The organism is Erythrobacter fulvus (genome assembly GCF_028595285.1).
In the GTDB taxonomy this organism is placed as follows: Bacteria; Pseudomonadota; Alphaproteobacteria; order Sphingomonadales; family Sphingomonadaceae; genus Erythrobacter; species Erythrobacter fulvus.
On record NZ_JAQQXQ010000005.1, the window covers coordinates 72,517 to 94,327 of the forward strand.

Sequence of the window (21,811 nt, forward strand, 5' to 3'; positions counted from 1 at the left end):
GTCACCATCCCCCCGAGGCGCCGCCGCCTCCGAAAGAGCCGCCGCCGCCAGAGAATCCTCCCCCGCCGAAGCCGCCGCCTCCGCCGAACCCGCCACCGCCCCAGCCGCCGCCGTCATCGTCGCCGCCCGACAGCGCGCCGCGCAGGATCGCGCTGCCCACTTCCCACAGGATGATGTCGCGCGCGGTGTCCGCGGCATCGCGCCCGCGATCGCCCCAGGGGCCGGAGCCGCGCGAGCGGTATTTGCGCCGCCGCCCGCGTCCGGCAAGGATGGGCAGTACGAAGAAGAAGAACATGAAGGCGAGCCAGATCAGCACCCCGATCGGAAAGCCGCCGTCGCTTTGGCGCTTCTTGCCTGCCTCGGCTGCGACCTTGGCCGCTTCCTCGGGCGGGAGCTCAAGCTGGGCGATGATGGCATCCGTCCCCGCCTCGATCCCGCCGGGAAAATCGCCGTCGCGGAACCGCGGCAGGATGGCATTCTGGATAATCAGCGCGGACAGCGCATCGGTAAGATAGCCTTCGAGGCCGTAACCCACCTCGACCCGGACCTTGCGATCATTCGGGGCGACCAGCAGCAGCGCGCCGTCATTGCGCTGGGCATCGCCAAGGCCCCAGTAGCGGCCGAGCTGGTAGCCGTAATCGGCGATATCATAGCCCTGCAGATCGGGCACCGTGGCGACGACCAGCTGGCGCTGCGACCGGGTTTCAAGCGCTTCGAGCTTGGCAGTCAGCTGTGCTTCCTGTTCGGGCGAGAGCAGGTCGGCATTGTCGACCACCCGCCCTGTCAGCTCGGGAAATTGCGGCTCTGCGGCCAGCGGGGATGCGAACAGCGCCCCCGCCAGCGCGAGCAAAAGGAGCAGGCGACGGATCACGCCGCTCAGTTCGAGGTCATGTCGAGCGTCGGCGCGGCTTCGGCGCCTTCGGTCACGGCCTTGTAGGGCACCATCGGTTCGGCCCCATGGACGACCTTCGCGCCGATGATGTCGGGGAAGGTCCGGATCGTGGTGTTATACTTGCGTACCGCTTCGTTATAGTCTCGGATGGCGACAGCGATGCGGTTTTCCGTCCCTTCGAGCTGGCTCTGCAGCGCAAGGTAGTTCTGGTTCGACTGGATCTGCGGATAGGCCTCGAAGCTGGCGAGCAGACGGCCGAGCCCGGCGCTGAGCTGGCTCTGCGCGGCAGCGAATTCTTCCATCTTGGCCGGATCGTCGAGATCTTCGGCGGTGACATTGACGCTGGTCGCCTTGGCGCGGGCTTCGGTGACCTGAGTCAGAATGCTGCGCTCGTTCTCGCCCGCGCCCTTGGTCACTTCGGCGAGGTTGGGGATGAGATTGGCGCGGCGCTGGAACTGCGCCTCGACATCGGCCCACTTGGCCTTGGCTTCTTCCTCGGCGGCGGGAACCGAGTTGATCCCGCAAGCGGCAAGGCTGAGCGCGGCGACGGCAGCAAAGGCGCCGCGCAGCATGGTGGTGAGCTTCATTATCCGATCCCTCCTGATGGCGCTGCCCGAGGACAGGGGCGGCGCAGCAAGTTCCTGTATTGCCGATATAGCACACCTCCTTGGCGGTTCAAGCGGTGGAGGGAGGAAACCGTACGGCTTGGCAGCGTACGGAGAGAGTGCCAGAAGAAGGCAGCAGCGGACACAAGGGGATAGACATGCTGTCGGAATTCAAGGCTTTCATCGCCAAGGGCAACGTGATGGAACTGGCTGTCGCGGTGATCATCGGCGGCGCATTCGGAACCATCGTCACCTCGCTTACCGGCGATATCATCATGCCGCTGGTCGGCGCGATTTTCGGGGGGGCGGATTTCTCTTCCCATTTCATCCTGCTGTCCGTGCCCGAAGGTTATGAAGGCGCGATGGACGATTATGCCGCGCTGAAGGAAGCGGGTGCGGCGATGATCGGTTATGGCGCATTCGTCACCGCGGTGATCAATTTCGTGATCCTCGCCTTCATCATCTTCCTGCTGGTGCGTTACGCCGCCAAGGTCACCGCGCAGTTCGAGAAGAAGGAAGAAGAGGCCGCGCCCGCGCCGACAGGTCCGACCGAGATCGACCTGCTGACCGAGATCCGCGATGCGCTGAAGAAGTAAGTGTTACCCCCTCCTGCCTGCGGGAGGGGGATACACTTCACATTCAGGAATGCCGCGCTATATCAGCCATGTCGGGCAACCGACTATGGCGATAAACTGCGCTGTGTCATAGGCGCAACGGACCCGGGGGCAGTACCCGGCGGCTCCACCAGAAGCTGCGCTTTGCGCTGTTCCTGATGGGGCCGAACTAGGATCGACGTGTGTTGAAAAGCAGTGTTTTCGTCCGGGCTGAGTAACCCGTTAAAGGCTCAAAACCAATAAGTGCCAACGACAACGAAGCACTTGCTCTCGCTGCGTAATGTGACGGCTTAACGGCCTGAATTTACAAAGCTAAGAGCACGGTTCGGACCGAACCGGGTAACAGAATCGGAAACCGGGGGCCCGGGGGAGCCTAGCAACAGAATCCCCCACCTGATTGCAGGAGGCCGCATTGCAACCCAGGCCATTTTTGTTCGCCAGCGCACTGATCGGCATGTTGGCCCAGCCGCAACCTGCCGCCGCCTCCTCCGAAACCCGTGAAGCCTATCTCGAAAGGATGCGCGCCATCTGCGAGGTCGGCTGCCTCCAGCCGAAACAATTGCTGCGCACTGCGCGCAAGCTGCCCCCGGGTGAGACGCCGGAAATGGCGGCGGTCATCGACATCGGCGATGTTGCGGTGCGCGGGGACAAATATCTGCTGATGCAGATGACCCCCAACCTCTATGACATGACCGAGCTCGATTTCGGGATGCCGCATCTCGACCAGAGCCCGATCTCGGACCGCAACAACATTCTGATCGAAATGGATGCGCAGACGCTGTTCGATCTGCTCAACCTGCCGCAGGAAACAGATCTGTCGCCCTCCGGCAGAGCAGGGCGCGAGGGCGGAGCGGGCATCGTCGTCGATGGCGATCGTGACCGGAAATTCGTGAAGCCCTCGCTCGCCGCGATCAAGGCGATGTTCCGCAATCGCCGCATCGTGGTGCGCGGCACGCCGCGGCTGGAGGTGCTGTTTGCGGGCGCGCGGCGCGACCGTCGACACAAGCAGCTTACGCTGATGCTGGCCAATGCAGATGATCTGGTATTGCTGCCGCGTTATGATGATGACGGCGAGCCGATTTTCGAAGGGCCTCTTGCCGGCCTCGGCGGTTAGCCTTCGCTCTCGCCCGTGCGGGCGCGCAATTCCGCCACTTCTTTTTCCAGCCGGATGCAGTCGAGCATCTTGGCGCCCGCCAGAAACACCGCGCCGGTGGTGGCGAGGAACAGCAACTGGCCGCCGAAGCCCGGAAACTGTTGGAGATAGGCCGAACCGCGCGCCGTTGACCCCAGGGCGAGGGCGTAAATGATCAGGAACGCTTCAAACCGCGTCTTGATCACGAACAGCCGACCGATCTTGCGCAGCATGGGCTCTCCCGGGGCAGACTCGGCACCGAGACCCGGTACCGTCTTAACAATGTCGTAACCCTAACCCCATCGGCGCCGAGTCGGCAAATGCGTTAACCAAGCTGTGCCAGATCGAGCACGTCCAGCAAGGCGAGGCGTGCGGCAATCACGCTGGCCGCAAGGCTGTCTGTGCCAAGATCGGACGGGTCGATCTGTTCGGGCCAGTATGCTGCGATAGTCTTTTCGATCAGATCGGCCTTGGCCTCGCCGAGCAAGAAGCGCGGATCGACCGTGGCCGGATCGCACACCACCCGAAGGCGCAAACAGGCCGGGCCGCCGCCGTTCGCCATGGATTGGCGCACATCGACGGGGATCACCTGGCGGATCGGGCCATTGCCCGCGAGCATGCCTTCCACCCAGCTCCAGACGGCGGCGCTTTCGCGGCATTCCTCGGGCACGATCAGCGCCATCTCGCCCGAGGGCAGGGTGAGCAGCTGGGCGTTGAACAGATAGGTGCGGATTGCCTCTGCAAGACTGACGGCGGAGGAGGGCACCTCCACGACCTCAAGCGCGGGGAAAGCAGCCCGGATCGCGTCATAGGCGCCCTGCTGATCGGCAAAGGCCATGTCGTGGGTAAACAGCACCCGTCCGTTGGCCACCGCCACCACGTCATTGTGGAACGCGCCCGCAGCGATCGCTTCGGGGTTCTGTTCGATGAACAACGTGCGCGCTGGAGCGAGGCCGTGGGCGCGGGCGACCAGGCGGCTCGCTTGTTCGTGCTGGCGCGCGGGGAAGCGCCCGCCGGTGCGGCCATAGACGAACACCTCGACCCCTTGCTGCTCGTGGCTCTCGCACAGCCGCATGTGGTTGGCCGCGCCCTCGTCGCCGAAGCTCGGCGGCACCGCGTCGTGGATGGCAAAGTGCCGCGTATCGCCGAAAGCGATTTCCAGCTGGCGCTTCGTATCCGGCCATTCCTGCGCGCGGTGGAGCATGGTGACAAGGTTCGCCGGCGTCAGGTGGCAGCGCCCGTCGGCGGTGTCGGGCGCTGGGCTGACGGTCGCGGCATTGGCGGTCCACATCGACGAGGCCGACCATGGCGCGGCGTGAAGCTGCGGCGGCTCGCTCCCGTCGAGCGCCAGTGCCGCTTGCAGCGCGCTGTTGGGGCGGGGGAGTGGCAGCAGGAAACCTTGCACGCCGAGCCGCGCAAGGTTGCCGCGCATTTTCGCCACGCCCTGAAGCGCTGCCGCGCGCGGATAGGACGGATCGCCCGCATGGCTGGCGCTGGCGATATTGCCGAGGCTGAGACCGGCGTAATTGTGCGAAGGGCCGACGATCCCGTCGAAATTGATTTCCGTAAGGCTCATCGCGCCACGCTCCACACCTTGTCGCCTTCGCACACGTCAAGCAGGTCGGCGCTGGCCGAATCGATCGCGATGCCTCCATCCGCGTCCAGCACCCGCGCGCCGAAACAGGCGCGGAACGTGCCGAGCCGTCCTGTGGCCAAGATCGCGCGTTCGCCTTCCTTGACGGTGACGCCGGTGACGGTCGCCTGTGCGCTGTTCTTCACGCTGGTGACGAGGTCGGTATGCGCGACCATAGTCGGCCCGCCGTCGAAGATGTCGACATAGCCATCGTGGCGGAAGCCCTCGTTCTCCAGCATCCGCATCGCCGCGCGGCCCGTCGGGTGGGGGACACCAATCACGCTCCGCGCATCATCGTCCAGCATCGCGACATAGACCGGGTGCTTGGGCATCAGGTCGGCGATGAACTGGTTCCCGTTGATCGCGTTGAAATAATCCGCGTCCTGAAAGCTCATCCCGAAAAAGCGGCCCGCAACGCCTTCCCAGAAGGGCGAACCGCCGCGCTCATCGATGATCCCGCGCAGTTCTGCCAGAATGCGATCGGCGAAACGCGGACGGTGCATTGCCACGAACAGGTAGCGCGAGCGTGCGAGCAGTAGGCCGAGGCCTCCGGCACGCTCGTTGGGGTGCAGGAACAGCCCGCCGACCTCGCTCGATCCTTCCAGATCGGTGACGAGGCTGAGCAATTCGGCGCGCACCGTGCGGTCTAGCTCCTGCGAATACTGAGTCAGGGTGTTGAGACGGTAGGAATAGAACGGCCAGCGCTGGCCGACCTGCGTCATCAGCTGGCAGGTGCCGCGCACCGCGCCGGTGCGGGCGTTTTCCAGCACCAGCACGAATTGTTCGTCAGCGATCGCTTCGTCGTCGCGGGCAAAAGCCGCCTCGGCGCGTTCCAGCTTGGCTTTCAACGCGGCACGATCGGGGGGCAGGTTGGTGAAGCCCCCGCCGGTCAGCTTGGCCATTTCATAAAGCGCTTCGAGATCGGAGGCGCGCGCGGCGCGCAGGCGGAAGCTCATGCAGTTGTTCCTTCGGCAAGCGCGCCTTCGGCAAGGCGCGCGATCACGCGGGCGGAAAGCGCCGCACGTTCGGCAAGGCTGGGGACGATCAGAAATTCGTTCGGCGAATGGATCGCGCCGCCGCGCACGCCCATGGTATCGACCACCGGCACACCGCAGGCGGCGATGTTGTTGCCGTCGCACACCCCGCCGGTCGATTGCCAACGGATGTCCTGCCCCAGCTCCGCACCACATTGGCGCACCAGATCGAACAGCTTCTGCGCGCGGGCATCGACTTTCTTCGGCGGGCGGGTGACGCCCCCGTGGCGGTGAGTGGAAACCTCGTGTTCAGACTCAATAGTGGCCAGCAAAGCCTTGAGAGAATGATCGAAGCCTTCCATCGCTGCTGTCGATTTCGGACGGATATTGAAGCGCAGCACGGCGTGATCGGGGACAACATTATTGGCCGCCCCACCTTCGAGCTTGGCGGGATTGACGGTGAGATCGTCGCTTTCCAGCGCCTTCAGCTGCAGGATCAGATCGGCCGCCGCGACGATCGCGTTGCGCCCCTCGTGCGGGTTGCGGCCGGCGTGGGCCGATTTGCCTGTAAAGGTGATCGAATAATTCCCTGTCCCCCCGCGCTCATGCGCCAGCGTGCCGTCGGGCAGGGCGGCCGGTTCGTAAGTCAGCGCGGCAAGCTTGCCCGCGGCCAGCTCGGCAATCAGTGCGGCGCTGGCAAGCGAGCCGGTTTCCTCGTCCGAATTGATCAGCACGTCATAGCCGAGGCTAGACGCGCTGGCGGTCTGTTCAAAGGCGGTCAGCGCATGCAGCATCACCGCGATGCCGCCCTTCATGTCGGCCACACCGGGGCCGTTCAGCGTCTCCTCGTCCAGCCAGCGCTGGTGCTGGAACGCATGGTCGGCTGGGAACACGGTATCCATGTGTCCCGTCAGCAGGATACGGCGATTCGCTTGCGGGCGTACCCGCACCAGCAGATGCTGCCCGTGCGGCTTGTCAAAGGCGGTGCCATCGGCGGCAATCGCGGTAACCGCGGCGGGATCGACCAGTTCGACCGTGCCGGGAAGCGCAGCGAAAGCCTCCGCCAGCGCGGTAGCCTGCTCGGCCAGTCCAGCGAGATTGGCGGTGCCGGTGTTGATCGCGCTCCATGCCTGCACCTGCGCGAGCATGGCGGGGGCATCAAAGGCGGAAAGATCGATCTGCGCGGTCATGGCCTGCCACCTCTAGCCGCCCGCGCGCGGCTGTCCAACCCGTTGCAATCGTGTCTGCGCTGCGCCATAGGCGCGCTGTCCTCTCCTCCCCGGGCCTAACAACCGACGAGGACACGAATGACCGACATGACCACCCGCGCAGGCCTTGCTGTCGATTCCCGGCTGGCGAGCTTCCTTGAAAGCGAAGTGCTTGGCCCGCTTGGCCGGGATACTGGCGCTTTCTGGAAGGGTTTCGCCGCGCTGCTTGCCGACTTTGCCCCGCGCAACGCTGCGCTGCTGGCCAAGCGCGAGAGCCTTCAGGCGCAGATCGACGCCTGGCACATGGAACGCGCCGGAAAGCCTCACGATGCAGAAGGTTACAAGGCGTTCCTGACGCAGATCGGCTATCTCGTCCCCGAGCCGGGCGACTTCACCATCGGCACGCAGAATGTCGATCCCGAGATCGCGACCATGGCCGGCCCGCAGCTGGTGGTGCCGATCCTCAATGCGCGTTTCCTGCTCAACGCCGCCAACGCGCGCTGGGGGAGCCTCTACGATGCCTTCTACGGTACCGACGCGCTCGATGCGGCTCCGGCACGGCCCGGTGGCTATGACGAGGCGCGCGGCGCGGCGGTGATCGCGCGCGGGCGGCAGTTCCTCGATGAGGCGCTGCCTCTTGTGGACCAGAGCTGGGCCGATCTTGAGAATGAGCACGACGGCAAGCTTCAGGACGAAAGCCAGTATGTCGGCAAAACCGACAAGAGCCTGCTGTTTTGTAACAATGGCTTGCATATCGAAGTTGTGTTCGATTCGAACACACCTGTGGGCGCGGGCGACAAGGCCGGGATCGCCGACATCATCGTCGAGGCTGCGCTCACCACCATCGCCGATTGCGAGGATTCGGTCGCGGCGGTGGATGCCGAGGACAAGCTGCTCGCCTACACCAACTGGCTCGGCATTATCCGCGGTGATTTGTCGGAGAGTTTCGAGAAGGGCGGCAAGACGCTCACCCGCACGCTGGCGGGCGACAAGAGTTATACGGCGCCCGACGGTTCGCAGCATATGCTCCCGGGCCGCAGCCTGATGTTCGTGCGCAATGTCGGCCACCTGATGACCAACCCTGCGATCCGCCTGCCCGACGGCAGCGAGATTCCCGAAGGCATCATGGACGCGGTGTTCACCAGCGGGATCTCCACGCTTGATGTCGAGGGCAAGGGCAAGTTCGGCAATTCCCGCAAGGGCTCGATCTACATCGTGAAGCCCAAGATGCACGGGCCGGAAGAATGCGCCTTCACCAATGACTTGTTCGACGCGGTTGAGGATTTACTTCAGCTCCCACGCCACACCATCAAGGTCGGGGTGATGGACGAGGAACGCCGCACATCCGCCAACCTTGCCGCTTGCATCCATGCTGTGAAGGACCGGATCGTCTTCATCAACACCGGCTTCCTCGACCGGACGGGAGACGAAATCCACACCTCGATGCGTGCAGGGCCCATGCTCAGGAAGGGCGCGATGAAGGGCAGCGACTGGCTAAAGGCCTACGAAGCGCGCAATGTCGCCATCGGCCTCAAGCACGGCCTCTCGGGCAAGGCGCAGATCGGCAAGGGCATGTGGGCCGCGCCCGATCTGATGGGGCAGATGATGGTCGAGAAGATCGGCCACCTGAAGGCGGGCGCGAACACCGCCTGGGTACCGTCGCCCACCGCCGCAACGCTGCACGCGCTGCATTACCACCAGATCGACGTGTTCGATGTGCAGAAGCACCTGCCCGAGCCGATGGGTCTCGACGCGCTGCTTGCGATCCCGCTGGCAGACGGCGCGAACTGGTCGGAGGAGGAGGTCCGCGAGGAGCTCGACAATAACTGCCAGGGCCTGCTCGGCTATGTGGTGCGCTGGGTCGATCAGGGCGTGGGCTGTTCCAAGGTGCCCGACATCAATGATGTGGGCCTGATGGAAGACCGCGCGACGCTGCGCATTTCCTCGCAGCATATCGCCAACTGGCTGCTGCACGGGGTGATTACCGAAGCGCAGGTGATGGATAGTCTCGCGCGCATGGCCGCCAAGGTCGATGCCCAGAATGCGGGCGATCCGCTCTACACTCCGCTCACCGGTAACGAGAATGGCCCCGCTTTCAGCGCCGCGAAGGATCTGATCTTCAAAGGCGTCGAGCAGCCCAGCGGCTACACCGAGCCACTGCTGCATCACTGGCGGCAGGTGAAGAAAGCAGGCTAGGACAGCGCCCGTGCGAGGCTGACGAACTCCGCCACGCTGACGGTTTCGGCGCGGCGGGTTTCGTCGATTCCCAGCGCTGCCAAAGCCTCCAGCGCGCCCGGTACGCCCTTCAGGCTCTGGCGCAGCATCTTTCGGCGCTGGCCGAAGGCGGCTTCGGTGAGGCGTTCGAGCATCCGTGCCGAGACGCCTTCGGGCATCGCCGAAGGGGTCACGTGGACAATCGCGCTCATCACCTTGGGGGGCGGGGTGAAGGCGCTGCGGTGGACTTTCATCGCCAACCTTGCCTCGGCGCGCCATTGGGCGAGCACGGCGAGGCGGCCATAGGCGTCGTCTCCGGCGGCAGCAACGATCCGGTCGGCGACTTCGCGCTGGAACATCAGCGTGAGCGAGTTCCACTGCGGCGGCCAGTTCTCTCCGCCGAGCCACTTCACGAACAGTGCGGTGCCGACATTGTAGGGCAGGTTTGACAGCACGTGGAACGGCTCTCCGTCCATCAATGCCCCGTGATCGAGCTTCAGTGCGTCGCCCTCGATCACTGTCAGCTGACCGGGAAAAGCATCGCCCAGTTCGGCGAGTGCGGGCAGGCAGCGGCGATCCATCTCGATGGCGGTAACCCGCGCACCGGCCCGCAGCAGCGCCCGCGTCAGCCCGCCGGGGCCGGGGCCAACCTCCAGCACCCTTTGGCCCGCAAGGTCGCCCGGCACCGCCGCGATGCGGGCGAGCAGTTGCTCGTCGAGCAAGAAGTTCTGTCCCAGCGCCTTGGACGCGGACAGGCCGTGGCGCTGGATGACGTCGCGGATCGGGGGAAGGCTGGGAGGGTTCACCGGGTTTCCTTATTCGTTCGCCGCGAGCGAAGTCGAGAGGCTGCGCGCAGGTGTCTCGACTTCGCTCGACACGAACGGGGTCAAGCCGCTGACCGCGTCGCCGCCATATCCGCTGCCATCACGATTGCCGCGGCCATGGCACCGGGATCGGCCAGCCCCTTGCCGGCAATATCGAACGCCGTCCCGTGATCGGGCGAGGTGCGGATGATCGGCAATCCGAGCGTGACATTCACGCCTTCGTCCACCTCCAGCGCCTTGATCGGGATCAGCGCCTGATCGTGATACATGCAAAGCGCTGCGTCATAGGTCGTTCGCGCGCGGGGCATGAACAGTGCATCGCCGGGGACGGGGCCGAATGCGCCTATCCCCTCTGCCTGCAACGCGGCGATAGCTGGGGCGATGATGCGCGCTTCCTCGTCACCGAATTGCCCGCCTTCGCCGCCATGCGGATTGAGCGCGGCAATCGCGAGGCGCGGGGAAGTAACGCCGAAATCGCGCATCAGCCCTGCCGCAACAATCCGTGCCTTGTGGACGATCAGATCGGGGGAAAGCAGCCCCGGCACTTCGGCCAGCGCGACATGAACCGTCAGCGGCACGGTGCGCAACGAAGGCCCGGCCAGCATCATCACCGCATCGCGATAGGGGCGCCCGCAAGCATCGGCGAGGAATTCGGTCTGGCCAGGATAGTCCCAGCCGATCGCCGCCAGCGCGCCCTTGGAGACAGGCGCAGTGACCAGCCCGCCTGCTGCTCCCGCCAGCGCGCACTTCACGCCCCATTGCAGCGAGGCCAGTGCCAACCGCGCGCCATCCTCTGAGGGGCGGGCTGGGTGCCACGGCCCGTCCAGCAGGGCCAGAACGGGAAGGCCCACGGCGCTTGCGAATGGCGCCTCGGCAGGGTCGGCAATCGGCACGATCGGGCAATCGATTCCGAGCTGTTCGGCAGCCCCGCGCAGCAGCTGCGGCCCGCCAACCACGAAGGCCGGTGGTGCCTTGCCCGCAGTCCGCAGCCGCGTCCATGCGCCGAGGATCACTTCCGGGCCAATACCCGCCGGATCGCCGAGTGAGATCGCGAGGGGCGCGGTCAACGAACCCGACCGCGCGCTCAGTTATATTCGATATAGGCGTCGTTGCGCAGGTCGCGCAGGTAACGCTGGGCGCGCTTGTTGATGCGCTCTTCCTCAATCGAGTTCATCACCGACTGGAAGGTGGGCGCACCCGCATCGGGCGGATCGTCGCGCCCGCACAGCATCAGCACGCGCACGCCTTCCTGCACCCCGCCGAACAGCGGTGTGGTTTGCCCGATTTGCAGGTTGAGCACGATGTTGCGCAGCTGTTCGGGCAGGTTGGCGGCCTTGATCTGGTCGTTGGACACCACCTGTGCGCCGATGGCCGAAGCCCCGGCTTCGACGTCGGCGCAGCCGCGCAGCCCCTCGATGAAGCTGCCGAACTGGCCGACCCTGGCTTCGGCCTCGGCCTCGGAAACGCCTTCGGGGAAGGCAATCGAGATCTGCTTCAGGTTCAGCAGCGCCTCGTTCGGGTCGGCCATCAGCACCTGGCGCTTGTTAATCAGGTAGATGATCGAAAAACCGCCCGGAATCTCGATCGGGCCGTTGAGCTGGCCGGGCTGCATCGTGCGGGCGACGCTGGCAAGCTGCGGCGGAAGCTGGCCAAGCCGCACCCAGCCAAGATCACCGCCCACGACTGCGGTGGTCGCTTCGGAGAACTGGCGGGCATAGGCGACGAAGCTGCCGCCCTGCTGGAGCTGTTCGATAATCGCGTTGACGTTACGCAGCACCGCCTCGCGGTTTTCGCTGGTGGCCGACAGATAGATTTCGCCGAGCCGGTATTCGTCTGTGCCCTTGGCCTCGTTCAGGCGCTTGAGCACGTCATTGACCTCTTCCGCGGAGACGTTGACGAAGGGGATGACGTTGCGACGCAGCACATTTTCCCACGCCATCTCGCCTTCGATCTGGCGCTTGAGCGCGGCGGGAGAGGAGCCGATCGACAACAGATATTCGTCCATCTTCTCCGGCTGGGCGCCGAAGTTCTGGGCGGCGAGCTGCTGGTAGGTCTGTTCGACTTCTTCGCGCGTGACCTTCATTTCCTGCGCTTCGGCGGCCTGGATCTTGAGCGTTTCGTCGATCAGGTTGCGCAGCACCTGCACACGCAGGCGCAGCAGCTCCTCCTCCGCGATCGGCGCTTCGGATGCCGCCGTGACAAGCGCCACGCGCTGGTCGATGTCGGTGCCGGTAATGACAAAGCCGTTGACCACGGCGGTGGCGGTGCGGCTGTCAGGATCGGTCTTGCCGAAGATGGTCACATCCTCGGGCAGGCCAAAGGGATTTTCGGCGGTCGGTACCGCGACGGTCTGCGCCGGAGCGGCCGCCGGCACCATCGCCAGCGCGCCCAGCGCGGCCAGCGCGATGGCGCTCCGCGATGTCATTCCGGCCTTGTTTGCAAACAGCTTCATTCTCACTCGTTCAATCCCGCCTTTGGTAAATTCTCGCGCGACCCCACACGCATCTGTGCCGCAACTGCTGTTTCGTGGCTGAATGGAAGCTGAGTCCCGTCCGTCTCGCGCCACGCCTGCTCGCTGCCGCGACAGGCCCTTACCCCGATTTGTTGGTCCTGCCAATTCGTGGCTGCCTTACCGGAAGCCGAGATTGCGCAAGGCGAAGAACAGCTGAAACGTATTGCCGCGCCTTGCATCGCCCGCGTCGATGAAATCGCGCCGCCAGGTTGCGCCGAATTCGATGCAGTCGTCCGAATAGGCGACCCCGAGGCGGGTCCGGATCGGTTCGAATCCGTCAGGCTGGAACACCGGATCTTCTTCGGCATCGGTAAGGTTGAACACGCCCGAGCCGAACACCGACCAGTTACGCCGGATCGCTATACGAGCGGCGGCGCGCAGTTCCTCGCGGTCGCGCAGGTCTTCCACCGTCTGGATGTCGCGATTGAGCCGCAGATAGCCGACTTCGACATAGTTGCGGCGCGAACCGATGGTCGCGTCGATCTCGTTGCGGCGCACCGCCAGGTTGTCCTTGTCGAGCCGGAAGCGGTGGGTGAAGCTGATAAAATCGCGATAGCGGATCTGGGTTCGTCCGACGAAATCCGATACCTTTTCCGACAGGCCTGTGCCGACCGGGAAGATCTGTTCGGAAGGATCGTCGAAGCGATAGGACTGGCCGATGGTCGTCGAGACCCGCCAGCCGGGGCGCTGCAATTCCCAGTCCACGCCCCAGGTAACGCGCGTGCCGTCTTCCACGCGATCATAACCGGGGAAGCGGTTGAGGGCGAACAGGTTCGAATCCTCAAGGTCGAAGGCGCGTGCATCCTCGTTGGGTACGGCAAGATTGCGCAGCTGCGGGCTGGCGACGATCTGCACCCGCGGTTTCAACACCTGCGTGCCGCCGAAGGCTTCGCCGACAAAGGGCCATTCGATATCGAGCGCCGCAGTGGCGACGCCGCGGCCGGTCCAGCCTTCGGTGCCGCGATAGCTCGGCGTGGCCGTGGCGAGGATGTTGTCGGTATTGTAGATGTCGCCACGCACCAGCGCGGTCAGCGTCACGACCTGACCCAGGCCCGTCAGCCGCCGCAGGTCCCATTTCGCTCCGGCAAAGGCGCGCTGCGTGTCCTGCCCGTCATTGCGCAGCAGAGCGAGGCTGTTCACCTGAAACTCGATCTCGCCGCCCAGTACCGGATCATCGACGATCTGGCGGTAATCGAGCGCGGGCAGAGCGAGCGGGATCTGCCCCTGTTCGGCATTGATCCGCAGCGTCTGGGTCGCCCAGCCAGCCAGCGAGAAATAGGATTTGTCGGTGATCCGTTCGAGATTGATGGTCGAACGCAGGCGGTCATCGCGGCTTAGATCGTATCGGCGCAGGAAGGTGCGGTCGCTCGCCAGCCGGATCGAACCCGTTAGGCTCCATTCGGGCGAGAACTGGAAGCGCCCGTTGCTCTCGATATAGCCGCGCGGCCGGTTCTGGAAACTCTGCCCGCCGGTGAAATCGGTGAGCCGGTCGCTCGCGGTAAGATAGCCGGTGACCTGATAGGCGCCCTTGTCCGTCAGGTGACGCCACTTCGCGCTCGCCATGGGTGCGACATTGGAAAAGACGTAGGCCCCCAGCGTCAGATCGCGATTATCCGCCAGACGCCAGTAATACTCGCCGCTGATTTCCAGCCCGTTGACCTGGCTGACGCGAAAATCGGGAACGAGAAAACCGGATTCGGCATTGCCGTCAGTGCGCAGCGCAAGACCCGGCAGCGGCAGGATGCGCGCGCCGAACAATTCCAGCATCGCCCCCTTGAAGCGCACCCGGGCGGCCTTCTGGTCGTAGGTCACGCGGTCGGCGGTGATCCGCCAGCTCGGGTTCTTGGCGCAGCCTTCGGCATCGGTGACGGCGCAGGCCGTGTAGGCTGCGTCGGTCAGTAGCGCGATGCCGTCTTCGCCCCGTTCGGCCGAACGTGCCGCCAGCCGCCCGCCGGCACGCAGGGCGATCAGCAGTTCGGACATGGCGCCCGCCTCGAAGGTTTCACTCAATTCGACCTGGTCGGTAAACAGCTGGTTTCCGGCCTCGTCGACCAGCCGGATATTGCCGGTGGCGATAATGGTGCCCGCGCCGCGGTCCCACGTTACCTGATCGGCACGCACCGAACGGTCGTCCGAGCGCAGGATCACATTGCCGCGCGCGGTGACGACGTCGGTCTCGTTATCGTAGCCGAGCTGTTCCGCCTCGAAATCGATCACCGGGCTGCTGGCCGGTTCGGCCTCCTCTGCCGGGGGCGGCGGTTCCTGCGCGGCCAGAACGCTAGGCGCGGCGAAAAGCGCAAAAGCGAGAACCAGACGCGACGAGAGCCCTTGCGCCGGGAAGCGCATGGCTGGGCGCGCAGGGCCGCGCGATCCGTTCTTCAAGCCTCCCGACATGGCCTTGCCTATTGCACCGCTCGCGCCTAATCGCAATCGCGTTTGCGGTGCCGCGCACACCCTTGTCGGCGAGTGCGGGCCGTGCCGTTCCAGCCGGGGCATTATGTACGCCGGCGTCTATTTCGCCTCACCTTGCGGAGAACCCATGCAGATCCATTTCACCGCCACGCCGCCCGCCGATATCCGCCTGCATGCCCGCGTGGTAAATCAGGGCGCGGCGCTTGCCGGACTTGATAATGCGCTGGTCGAAGGCGCTGCTGCTGCACGCTTTTCGGGCCGGGTGGGGCAGGTGTTCGAAGGTTTCGCCAGCGTCGAGGGCGCGGTGAAGCGGATTGCGCTGGCCGGGGCGGGCGAGCCGGGCGCAGGCGAGCGTCCGCTCAATTGCGAGCGCGCAGGCGCGGCGCTGACCGCCAAATATCTGGTTTCGGGCGAAACCGCGATGGTGCTCGATCTGTCGGACGCGGGCCTTTCGGCCGATGATGCGGCGGCGGTGCTGCTCGGCCTGCGGCTGCGCGGCTGGCGGCATGACAAGTATCGCACGCGTCTGGCTGCCGACAAGAAGCCGACCCTGACGACGGTTCACGTCACCGGCGCGCCCGAAGGCACCGAGGCCGCGTGGGAGCGCGAGGCGGCGATCGCCAAGGGGGTCGAATTCACCCGCACGCTGGTTACCGAACCGGCCAATGTCATCTACCCCGCCAGCTTCGTTGCCGCGTGCGAGGAAGCCTTTGCGGGCACGGGCGTTGGCATCACGGTGCTGGGCGAGGAAGAGATGGAAAAGCTCGGCATGGGCGCGTTGCTCGGTGTCGGGCGCGGTTCGGAACGCGAATCGAAGCTGCTCGCAATCCGCTGGAACGGCGGCGCGGCGGATGACAAGCCGACCGTGTTCGTCGGCAAGGGCGTCACTTTCGACACCGGCGGCATCTCGCTGAAGCCGCCGCCGGGCATGGAAGACATGAAGTGGGACATGGGCGGCGCAGGTGCTGTGGCCGGCGCGATGCTGGCACTGGCCAGCCGCAAGGCCAAGGCCAATGTGATCGGCGTGATGGGCCTCGTGGAGAACATGCCCGACGGCAAGGCGCAGCGTCCCGGCGACATCGTCACCACCATGAGCGGCCAGACGGTCGAGGTGCTCAATACCGATGCCGAAGGCCGGCTGGTGCTGTGCGACGCGCTGCACTGGGCGCAGGAACAGTACGAACCGGCGCGGATCGTCGATCTCGCCACGCTGACCGGCGCGATGATCATCAGCCTCGGCAACGAATATGGCGGGATGTTCGCCAATGACGATACCCTCGCCGCGCAGCTCGATGCGGCAGGCAAGACCACCGGTGACAAGCTGTGGCGGATGCCGCTGGGCAGCAATTACGACAAGCTGATCGATTCGCCCGTCGCCGACATCAAGAATGTCGGCCCGCGCGAAGCCGGATCGATCACCGCCGCGCAATTCCTCCAGCGGTTTGTGAAGAACGGCACGCCCTGGGCGCACCTCGATATCGCCGGCATGGTCTGGGCGTCCAAGCCCGGCCACAGCTGGGACAAGGGCGCCACGGGTTACGGCGTGCGCCTGCTCGACCGGTTCGTGCGGGATGTGGTGGAAGGTTGATCCGCATTTCCGGCCTCAAGTAGCGAAGCGGTAGGCCGGGCATGCCGAAAATGCGCAAGAAAAGCGACCTGCCTACCAAGACCTGCCTCGCCTGCGGGCTGCCTTTCACATGGCGCAAGAAGTGGGAGCGCGACTGGGACAATGTGAAGTATTGTTCCGATCGTTGCCGGAGGTCTAAACCCGCATCATGAAGCTGGATTTCTGGCAGGTCTCGCGCGATCCGGTAGAAAAGGTAGTAGCGCTAATCGCCCGGCGGGTTCAGGGTGAGGGCGAACGTCTGCTCGTGGTCGCTGCCGATCCCGCAAAGCGCGCCGTGATCGCGCGGGAATTGTGGCAGGCTGGACCGGAGAGCTTTCTTGCCAATGGCGAGGCCGAAGCGGCCGGGGCCGAACGCCAGCCCATCCTGCTTTCGGCCGATTGCGATCCGGCCAACGGCGCAAGCCACCTCATCATTGCGGACGGACAATTCCGCGAGACCGAAGGGTTTGCCCGGGTATTCCTGTTGTTCACGCCGGATGCGGCCCCGGCTGCTCGTGCCGCATGGCGCGCGCAGGACGGTCGATCGGACGTGACCCGCGCCTATTTCGAGCAGCAGGACGGGCGCTGGGTGAAGAAGGGATGAGGGCTTGCCGCGCGCGTTCCGATGAGGGATGTTGCAGCCGGCAAACGGGAGCGGGGAAGGCACAGATGCGCAAGACGGCTTTGATCATCGCAAGCGGCGTGGCGCTCGCGCTGGCGGCGTGCGGTTCGGAAACTTCGGGCGAATTCACCACCGAGGACGGCGAGACTGCCGAATACACCATCGATAAGAATACCGGCGAAACCTCGATGACCCTCGAAGGCGAGGACGGCACCGCCACCTTGCGTTCGGGCGCAGACGTCCCGGTGGATCTGCCCGACGGTTTCAGCCTCTATCCCGGGGCAAAGGTCATCACCAATACGGTCGTCAACCAGCCCGACGGGACGGGGACGATGGTGATGTTCGAGACCGGCGATGCCGCAGACAAGGTTATCGCCCATTTCCGCAAGGAGGCCGAGGAGGCCGGGTTCGCCATCCAGATCGATGCCAACATGAATGGCAGCCTGATGATCGGCGGTGAGCGCAAGAAGGACGGTTCGACTCTCTCGGTCACCGCCAACACCCATCAGGGCGATGCCACCACCGGCCAGCTGATCATCGGTAGCAAGAAGGGCGGCTGAGCAGGCCTGCACCGGCTTTTCCGGGGGAGGGGTAAGCGCGCGCGTGGCGGCATGATGCCGCTTCATCGCGGTGCTTGCCATTTTGCAGCGCAGCATCTACGGGGCGCGGCCAATATCCCCCTAAAAAGACGTTCACAGGAGCACTATCATGGCGGTCACCCGCACCTTTTCGATCATCAAGCCCGATGCCACCCGCCGCAACCTGACCGGCGCGGTCACCAAGATGCTGGAAGAAGCCGGCCTGCGCGTCGTCGCTTCCAAGCGCATCCATATGACCCGCGAGCAGGCCGAAGGCTTCTACGCGGTGCACAAGGAGCGTCCTTTCTTCGGTGAACTCGTCGAATTCATGATGAGCGAGCCGGTGGTGGTGCAGGTGCTCGAAGGCGAAGACGCCGTCGCCCGTAACCGCGAAGTGATGGGCGCGACCAACCCCGCCGACGCCGCGCCGGGCACGATCCGCAAGGAACTGGCCCTGTCGATCGGCGAGAACACCGTCCACGGGTCGGACAGCGAAGAAAACGCGGCGATCGAAATCGCCTTCTTCTTCAAGCCGGAAGAAATCGTCGGTTGATCCTTCAGCCCGATGGAATTGCAAAGGGCCGTCCCGCGAGGGGCGGCCCTTTTGCTTTGCGCCAACATCCGTTCGCCTCGAGCGTAGTCGAGAGGCCAGTGCGGGGTGTCTCGACTGCGCTCGACACGAACGGGTGGGTTCAATCAACTCCCGCAAACCGCGCCAGCTGTTCGCGGTGCGCATGGTGATGCCCGCCCTCGCTCGCCGCCATCATGCGCTTCATCGCGCCGAGCGCCTGCGGGGTGAGGGCAAGGCCAAGTTCGGCATAGACGCGGGCGATCGCGCTTTCCCAGTCGGTGTTGAGATCATCGAAGGAAGCGCGCGCTACAGGCCCCTGCCAGCCTTTCAGCGCAACCGCGACGCGTTCCTCGCGCAAGGCAATCTTGTGCCGCCAGCGCGCTTCGATACGCGCCAGATCGCAGCTATCCGATTGCACCGCCATTTGGTTCGCCGCGAGACTGACCGCACTTTTGAGCACTGCCGCGTGATCGCGGTGCGCCAGCACCAGCCGCGCGTCGGGGAAGAGCGAGAGGATCGTGGCCAGATCCTCGGCAAAGGCAGGCACCTTCAGCACGCGAGGCTTGTCCGCCAGCCTGCGATGGGCCGCGTCGGTCTGTAGGATGCGCTTGAATTCGCGATAGATCGGCGCGGCATCGCGTGCCTCGCTCCACGCTGAGTAGGCCGGGATGTGCCACTGCGATTCGTAGATCGAATGGTGCAGCGCCGCCGAGATCCACGCCAGCTCCTCCTCGACCTCGGTCGGGGCCATGGGGTGGATCGACTGCATCCACGGGTTGAGCAGCCCGAGCATCGCGAGTTCAACCGCGCTGGCAATGCGGTTCATGCCCCAGCGTGAAGGTACGGGGTGATAAGCGTCGCAATAGCGCGTGTGCGAATGCGCCGGGTCGGCGGCGAGCAGCTTGTGGATGCGGGTGGTGCCGCTGCGCATATGGCCGATGACGATCATCGGCGGGGCGAAGGGCGTTTCGAGCAGTTCGGGCCGGTCCTGCCACAGCGCGCCAAAGGCGAGACGGTTCTTCACCACACGCGATAACTGGCCCCAGGCCATCACTTTTCCGAGCGGGTTGAGATCGGCTTCGGTGTTCACGGCTGCGATTATCCGCGAAAGCCGTTCACGGAAATCGGCGACATCCTCGGCGCTGCGCCCGCCGTGCTCCGCGTCTTTGGCACGTGCTCCATGCGATTTGGCGGCGAACGCCCACAAGGCATCCGAATCGAGTTCCGGCGGCGGTAGCCAGCCTTTGTCCCACGCCTTTCCCAGAAAATCGCTCGCCTGCTGGGCCAGCTTGCCGCGCGCCAGCGGATTGTCACGCACAGGGGGCATCAGAATGCGTCCGCTGCGTCCATCAGCCGTGTCAGCCGCTTCGGCGCAACGCTGCGCCAGCTGCGCCGGAGCCATGCAGAGACCTCGTCCCAATCGACGCCCGGACGGTTGAGAATGATCCCGATCCAGCCGCTCGCGCCGTAATAGGCAGGTTTGAAATAGATCTCCGGCTGATGTTCGACGAGGCCCAAGAGCTCGTCCATCGAGCCGGTGCGGACGAGCAGAGCGATGTGCGGCGTGCCGTGGTGCTGATCGGTGAAATAGGCGAAGAATTTGCCCGATTTCTCCCCGCCGACGCGGAAACCCGGGCTACCGTGGCTCTCGCGTTCCTCGGTCTCGTCAAGCGCGAGGGCGCGGGCGCGCACCTGCTGGAGCAGCCATTCGGGATTGCGCCAGCGCCCGACATATTCGGCCACCGCGCGCGGATAAAGCTGGTGTTCGGCAAAGCGGACCCGCTCGGCAAGGGTTGCGGGCGTATCATCGGGTGCGATGGCCACGCGGGCCTGCGCCAGCACTTCGCCTGCATCGAGTTCGGGCGTGACCAGATGCACGCTCGCGCCCGCGTGGCTGTCCCCGGCCTCGATCGCGCGGGCGAAAGTGTCCAGCCCCTTGTATTTGGGCAGCAGCGAGGGGTGGATGTTGAGCATCCGGCCCGCCCAGCGTTCCACGAACCCGTCCGACAGGATGCGCATATAACCCGCGAGCACAATTGTTTCCGCGCCTGCGGTCTGCACCGCCGTCTCCATCGCAGCATCGTGCTCCTCGCGGGTCATGCCCTTGTGCGACAGCGCGAAGGTGGGGATGCCTTCGAGTTCGGCGAGCGCGAGACCGGGTGCCTGCGGATCATTGCTGGCGACCAGCACTACCTCGTAAGGCGCTTCTGCCATGCGGCTGGCATAGAGCAGCGCGGCCATGTTGGTGCCTATGCCTGAGATCAGAATGGCGATGCGGGCCTTTTCAGCCAAGATGCGTCGCGCTCCAGTCCGCCTTGGCCGACCATGTTTCCAGGCTGCCACGCACGGTGCAGCCCTTTTCGCCCGCTTCGATCCGGCCGACCGGGAACACAGTCTCGCCCGCCGCTTCAAGCCTTGCGGTGACGACTTCGGCCTTGTCCGGATGAACCGCCAGCACCATACCCACCCCGCAGTTGAAGGTGCGGGCCATTTCCTCCGGCTCAATATGCCCCTGCGCCTGCAGGAACGCCATCAGCCGCGGCTGGGGCCACAGGTCGGCATCGACATGAGCGTGGGCGCCTTGCGGCAGGATGCGCGGAATGTTTTCGAGCAAGCCGCCGCCGGTGATGTGGGCGAGGGCGTTGATAAATCCCTCGCGGATCAGCGGGAGCAGGCTGGCCACGTAGATGCGCGTCGGCGCGATCAGCGCGTCGATCAGCAATTGATCCTGATCGAACAGGGCGGGGCGATTCAGCTTCCAGCCCTTGTCCGCCGCAAGCCTGCGCACCAGCGAATAGCCGTTGGAGTGCACGCCCGAGGAGGCGAGGCCAAGCAGCACGTCGCCCGCGGCAACCTTGTCACCCGTCAGCTGCTCGCCGCGTTCCACCGCGCCGACGCAGAAGCCGGCGAGGTCATAATCGCCCGGCGCGTACATGCCCGGCATTTCCGCTGTCTCGCCGCCGATCAGCGCGCAACCGGCGTGTCTGCAGCCTTCCGCGATCCCCGCGATCACCCGCTCGGCAACGCCGTTTTCCAGCTTGCCGGTGGCGAAATAGTCGAGGAAGAACAGCGGTTCCGCGCCCTGCACGATTAGATCATTGACGCACATTGCGACCAGATCGATGCCGACGCTATCGTGCCTGTCATGCTCGATCGCCAGCTTAAGCTTGGTGCCGACGCCGTCATTGGCCGCGACCAGCAGCGGATCGGTGTAGCCTGCCGCCTTGGGGTCGAAAAATCCGCCGAACCCGCCCAGCTCGCTGGTCGCGCCGGGACGCGCCGTGGCCTTCGCCAGCGGGGCGATGGCTTTCACCAAGGCATTGCCCGCAGCAATCGAAACGCCGGCATCGGCATAGGTGTAGCCGGTCGCCTCTGGCGCGCCGCTTTGGTTTTTCCCCGTAGTCATGCACGCCG

The 21,811-nt window shown here is 64.9% G+C and carries 21 protein-coding genes and 1 other RNA gene; 9 read left to right on the top strand and 13 right to left on the bottom strand.

Annotated elements, in window-relative coordinates; translation table 11 throughout:
* Position 1: 1 nt before the first annotated feature.
* On the bottom strand, positions 2 to 871 hold the full coding sequence (locus OIK40_RS07695) for a TPM domain-containing protein (protein WP_273677539.1): 870 nt from the start codon (positions 869 to 871) through the stop codon (positions 2 to 4).
* A 5-nt stretch (positions 872 to 876) separates the two neighbouring features.
* Positions 877 to 1,479, bottom strand: coding sequence for a LemA family protein (locus tag OIK40_RS07700; protein WP_273677541.1), 603 nt, complete (start codon positions 1,477 to 1,479; stop codon positions 877 to 879).
* Between the two features lie 176 nt (positions 1,480 to 1,655).
* On the opposite strand from OIK40_RS07700, the gene mscL reads away from it, so the two are divergent.
* From mscL to OIK40_RS07715, 3 genes are all read left to right on the top strand, one after another.
* Complete coding sequence (gene mscL / locus OIK40_RS07705) at positions 1,656 to 2,093, top strand: large conductance mechanosensitive channel protein MscL (protein WP_273677542.1); 438 nt, start codon at positions 1,656 to 1,658, stop codon at positions 2,091 to 2,093.
* Positions 2,094 to 2,125: 32 nt separating this feature from the next.
* Positions 2,126 to 2,468: a transfer-messenger RNA gene (gene ssrA / locus OIK40_RS07710) on the top strand.
* A 97-nt stretch (positions 2,469 to 2,565) separates the two neighbouring features.
* Positions 2,566 to 3,225, top strand: a complete 660-nt coding sequence (locus OIK40_RS07715; protein ID WP_273677543.1) for a hypothetical protein — start codon at positions 2,566 to 2,568, stop codon at positions 3,223 to 3,225.
* Here the strand turns inward: OIK40_RS07715 and OIK40_RS07720 are convergent.
* From OIK40_RS07720 to OIK40_RS07735, 4 genes are all read right to left on the bottom strand, one after another.
* The gene (locus tag OIK40_RS07720; protein WP_273677544.1) at positions 3,222 to 3,476 is read right to left on the bottom strand and encodes a hypothetical protein; all 255 of its coding nucleotides are present in this window, start codon (positions 3,474 to 3,476) and stop codon (positions 3,222 to 3,224) included. The genes OIK40_RS07715 and OIK40_RS07720 overlap by 4 nt on opposite strands.
* Positions 3,477 to 3,568: 92 nt before the next feature.
* Complete coding sequence (locus tag OIK40_RS07725; RefSeq protein WP_273677545.1) at positions 3,569 to 4,819, bottom strand: N-succinylarginine dihydrolase; 1,251 nt, start codon at positions 4,817 to 4,819, stop codon at positions 3,569 to 3,571.
* Positions 4,816 to 5,832, bottom strand: coding sequence for an arginine N-succinyltransferase (gene astA, locus OIK40_RS07730; protein WP_273677547.1), 1,017 nt, complete (start codon positions 5,830 to 5,832; stop codon positions 4,816 to 4,818). The genes OIK40_RS07725 and astA overlap by 4 nt, the downstream gene beginning before the upstream one ends.
* Entirely contained in the window at positions 5,829 to 7,040 is a 1,212-nt protein-coding gene (locus OIK40_RS07735) for a hydrolase (protein ID WP_273677549.1), read from the bottom strand. The genes astA and OIK40_RS07735 overlap by 4 nt, the downstream gene beginning before the upstream one ends.
* Before the next feature lie 117 nt (positions 7,041 to 7,157).
* Here OIK40_RS07735 and OIK40_RS07740 point away from each other — a divergent pair, with 117 nt between their 5' ends.
* Complete coding sequence (locus OIK40_RS07740; protein ID WP_273677550.1) at positions 7,158 to 9,254, top strand: malate synthase G; 2,097 nt, start codon at positions 7,158 to 7,160, stop codon at positions 9,252 to 9,254.
* On the opposite strand, the gene rsmA is transcribed toward OIK40_RS07740, so the two are convergent.
* The 4 genes from rsmA to OIK40_RS07760 form a co-directional block, all read right to left on the bottom strand.
* Positions 9,251 to 10,078, bottom strand: a complete 828-nt coding sequence (gene rsmA / locus OIK40_RS07745) for a 16S rRNA (adenine(1518)-N(6)/adenine(1519)-N(6))-dimethyltransferase RsmA (protein WP_273677552.1) — start codon at positions 10,076 to 10,078, stop codon at positions 9,251 to 9,253. The two genes, OIK40_RS07740 and rsmA, sit on opposite strands and share 4 nt — an antisense overlap.
* An 80-nt stretch (positions 10,079 to 10,158) precedes the next feature.
* Positions 10,159 to 11,163: a 4-hydroxythreonine-4-phosphate dehydrogenase PdxA gene (gene pdxA / locus OIK40_RS07750; RefSeq protein ID WP_273677554.1), complete on the bottom strand. Its 1,005-nt coding sequence runs from the start codon at positions 11,161 to 11,163 to the stop codon at positions 10,159 to 10,161.
* 17 nt (positions 11,164 to 11,180) lie between these two features.
* Positions 11,181 to 12,548, bottom strand: a complete 1,368-nt coding sequence (locus tag OIK40_RS07755; protein WP_273677556.1) for a peptidylprolyl isomerase — start codon at positions 12,546 to 12,548, stop codon at positions 11,181 to 11,183.
* A 177-nt stretch (positions 12,549 to 12,725) separates the two neighbouring features.
* Positions 12,726 to 15,002 (bottom strand): LPS-assembly protein LptD, encoded by a 2,277-nt coding sequence (locus OIK40_RS07760; protein WP_273677558.1) that lies wholly within the window; start codon positions 15,000 to 15,002, stop codon positions 12,726 to 12,728.
* 145 nt (positions 15,003 to 15,147) lie between these two features.
* On the opposite strand from OIK40_RS07760, the gene OIK40_RS07765 reads away from it, so the two are divergent.
* The 5 genes from OIK40_RS07765 (at position 15,148) to ndk (ending at position 18,379) form a co-directional block, all read left to right on the top strand.
* Positions 15,148 to 16,608 carry a leucyl aminopeptidase gene (locus tag OIK40_RS07765; RefSeq protein WP_273677560.1) on the top strand — a complete coding sequence of 487 codons (1,461 nt, stop codon included), beginning with the start codon at positions 15,148 to 15,150 and terminating at the stop codon, positions 16,606 to 16,608.
* A gap of 41 nt (positions 16,609 to 16,649) precedes the next feature.
* Positions 16,650 to 16,799 carry a DUF2256 domain-containing protein gene (locus OIK40_RS07770; RefSeq protein ID WP_273677561.1) on the top strand — a complete coding sequence of 50 codons (150 nt, stop codon included), beginning with the start codon at positions 16,650 to 16,652 and terminating at the stop codon, positions 16,797 to 16,799.
* Entirely contained in the window at positions 16,796 to 17,230 is a 435-nt protein-coding gene (locus OIK40_RS07775; protein ID WP_273677562.1) for a DNA polymerase III subunit chi, read from the top strand. Before OIK40_RS07770 ends, OIK40_RS07775 begins: the two co-directional genes overlap by 4 nt.
* Positions 17,231 to 17,295: 65 nt before the next feature.
* Positions 17,296 to 17,808: a hypothetical protein gene (locus OIK40_RS07780; protein WP_273677564.1), complete on the top strand. Its 513-nt coding sequence runs from the start codon at positions 17,296 to 17,298 to the stop codon at positions 17,806 to 17,808.
* A gap of 148 nt (positions 17,809 to 17,956) precedes the next feature.
* A complete protein-coding gene (gene ndk, locus OIK40_RS07785; protein ID WP_273677565.1) occupies positions 17,957 to 18,379 on the top strand; it encodes a nucleoside-diphosphate kinase in 423 nt (140 codons plus the stop codon).
* 139 nt (positions 18,380 to 18,518) lie between these two features.
* Here ndk and OIK40_RS07790 read toward each other — a convergent pair whose 3' ends face one another.
* Genes OIK40_RS07790 through purM form a run of 3 tightly spaced genes read right to left on the bottom strand, consistent with a single transcriptional unit; the run spans position 18,519 to position 21,803 of the window.
* Complete coding sequence (locus OIK40_RS07790; protein ID WP_273677566.1) at positions 18,519 to 19,799, bottom strand: sulfotransferase family protein; 1,281 nt, start codon at positions 19,797 to 19,799, stop codon at positions 18,519 to 18,521.
* Positions 19,724 to 20,689, bottom strand: a complete 966-nt coding sequence (gene purN, locus OIK40_RS07795; RefSeq protein WP_273677567.1) for a phosphoribosylglycinamide formyltransferase — start codon at positions 20,687 to 20,689, stop codon at positions 19,724 to 19,726. Before purN ends, OIK40_RS07790 begins: the two co-directional genes overlap by 76 nt.
* Positions 20,682 to 21,803 (bottom strand): phosphoribosylformylglycinamidine cyclo-ligase, encoded by a 1,122-nt coding sequence (purM, locus tag OIK40_RS07800; protein WP_273677569.1) that lies wholly within the window; start codon positions 21,801 to 21,803, stop codon positions 20,682 to 20,684. The genes purN and purM overlap by 8 nt, the downstream gene beginning before the upstream one ends.
* Positions 21,804 to 21,811: the final 8 nt, after the last annotated feature.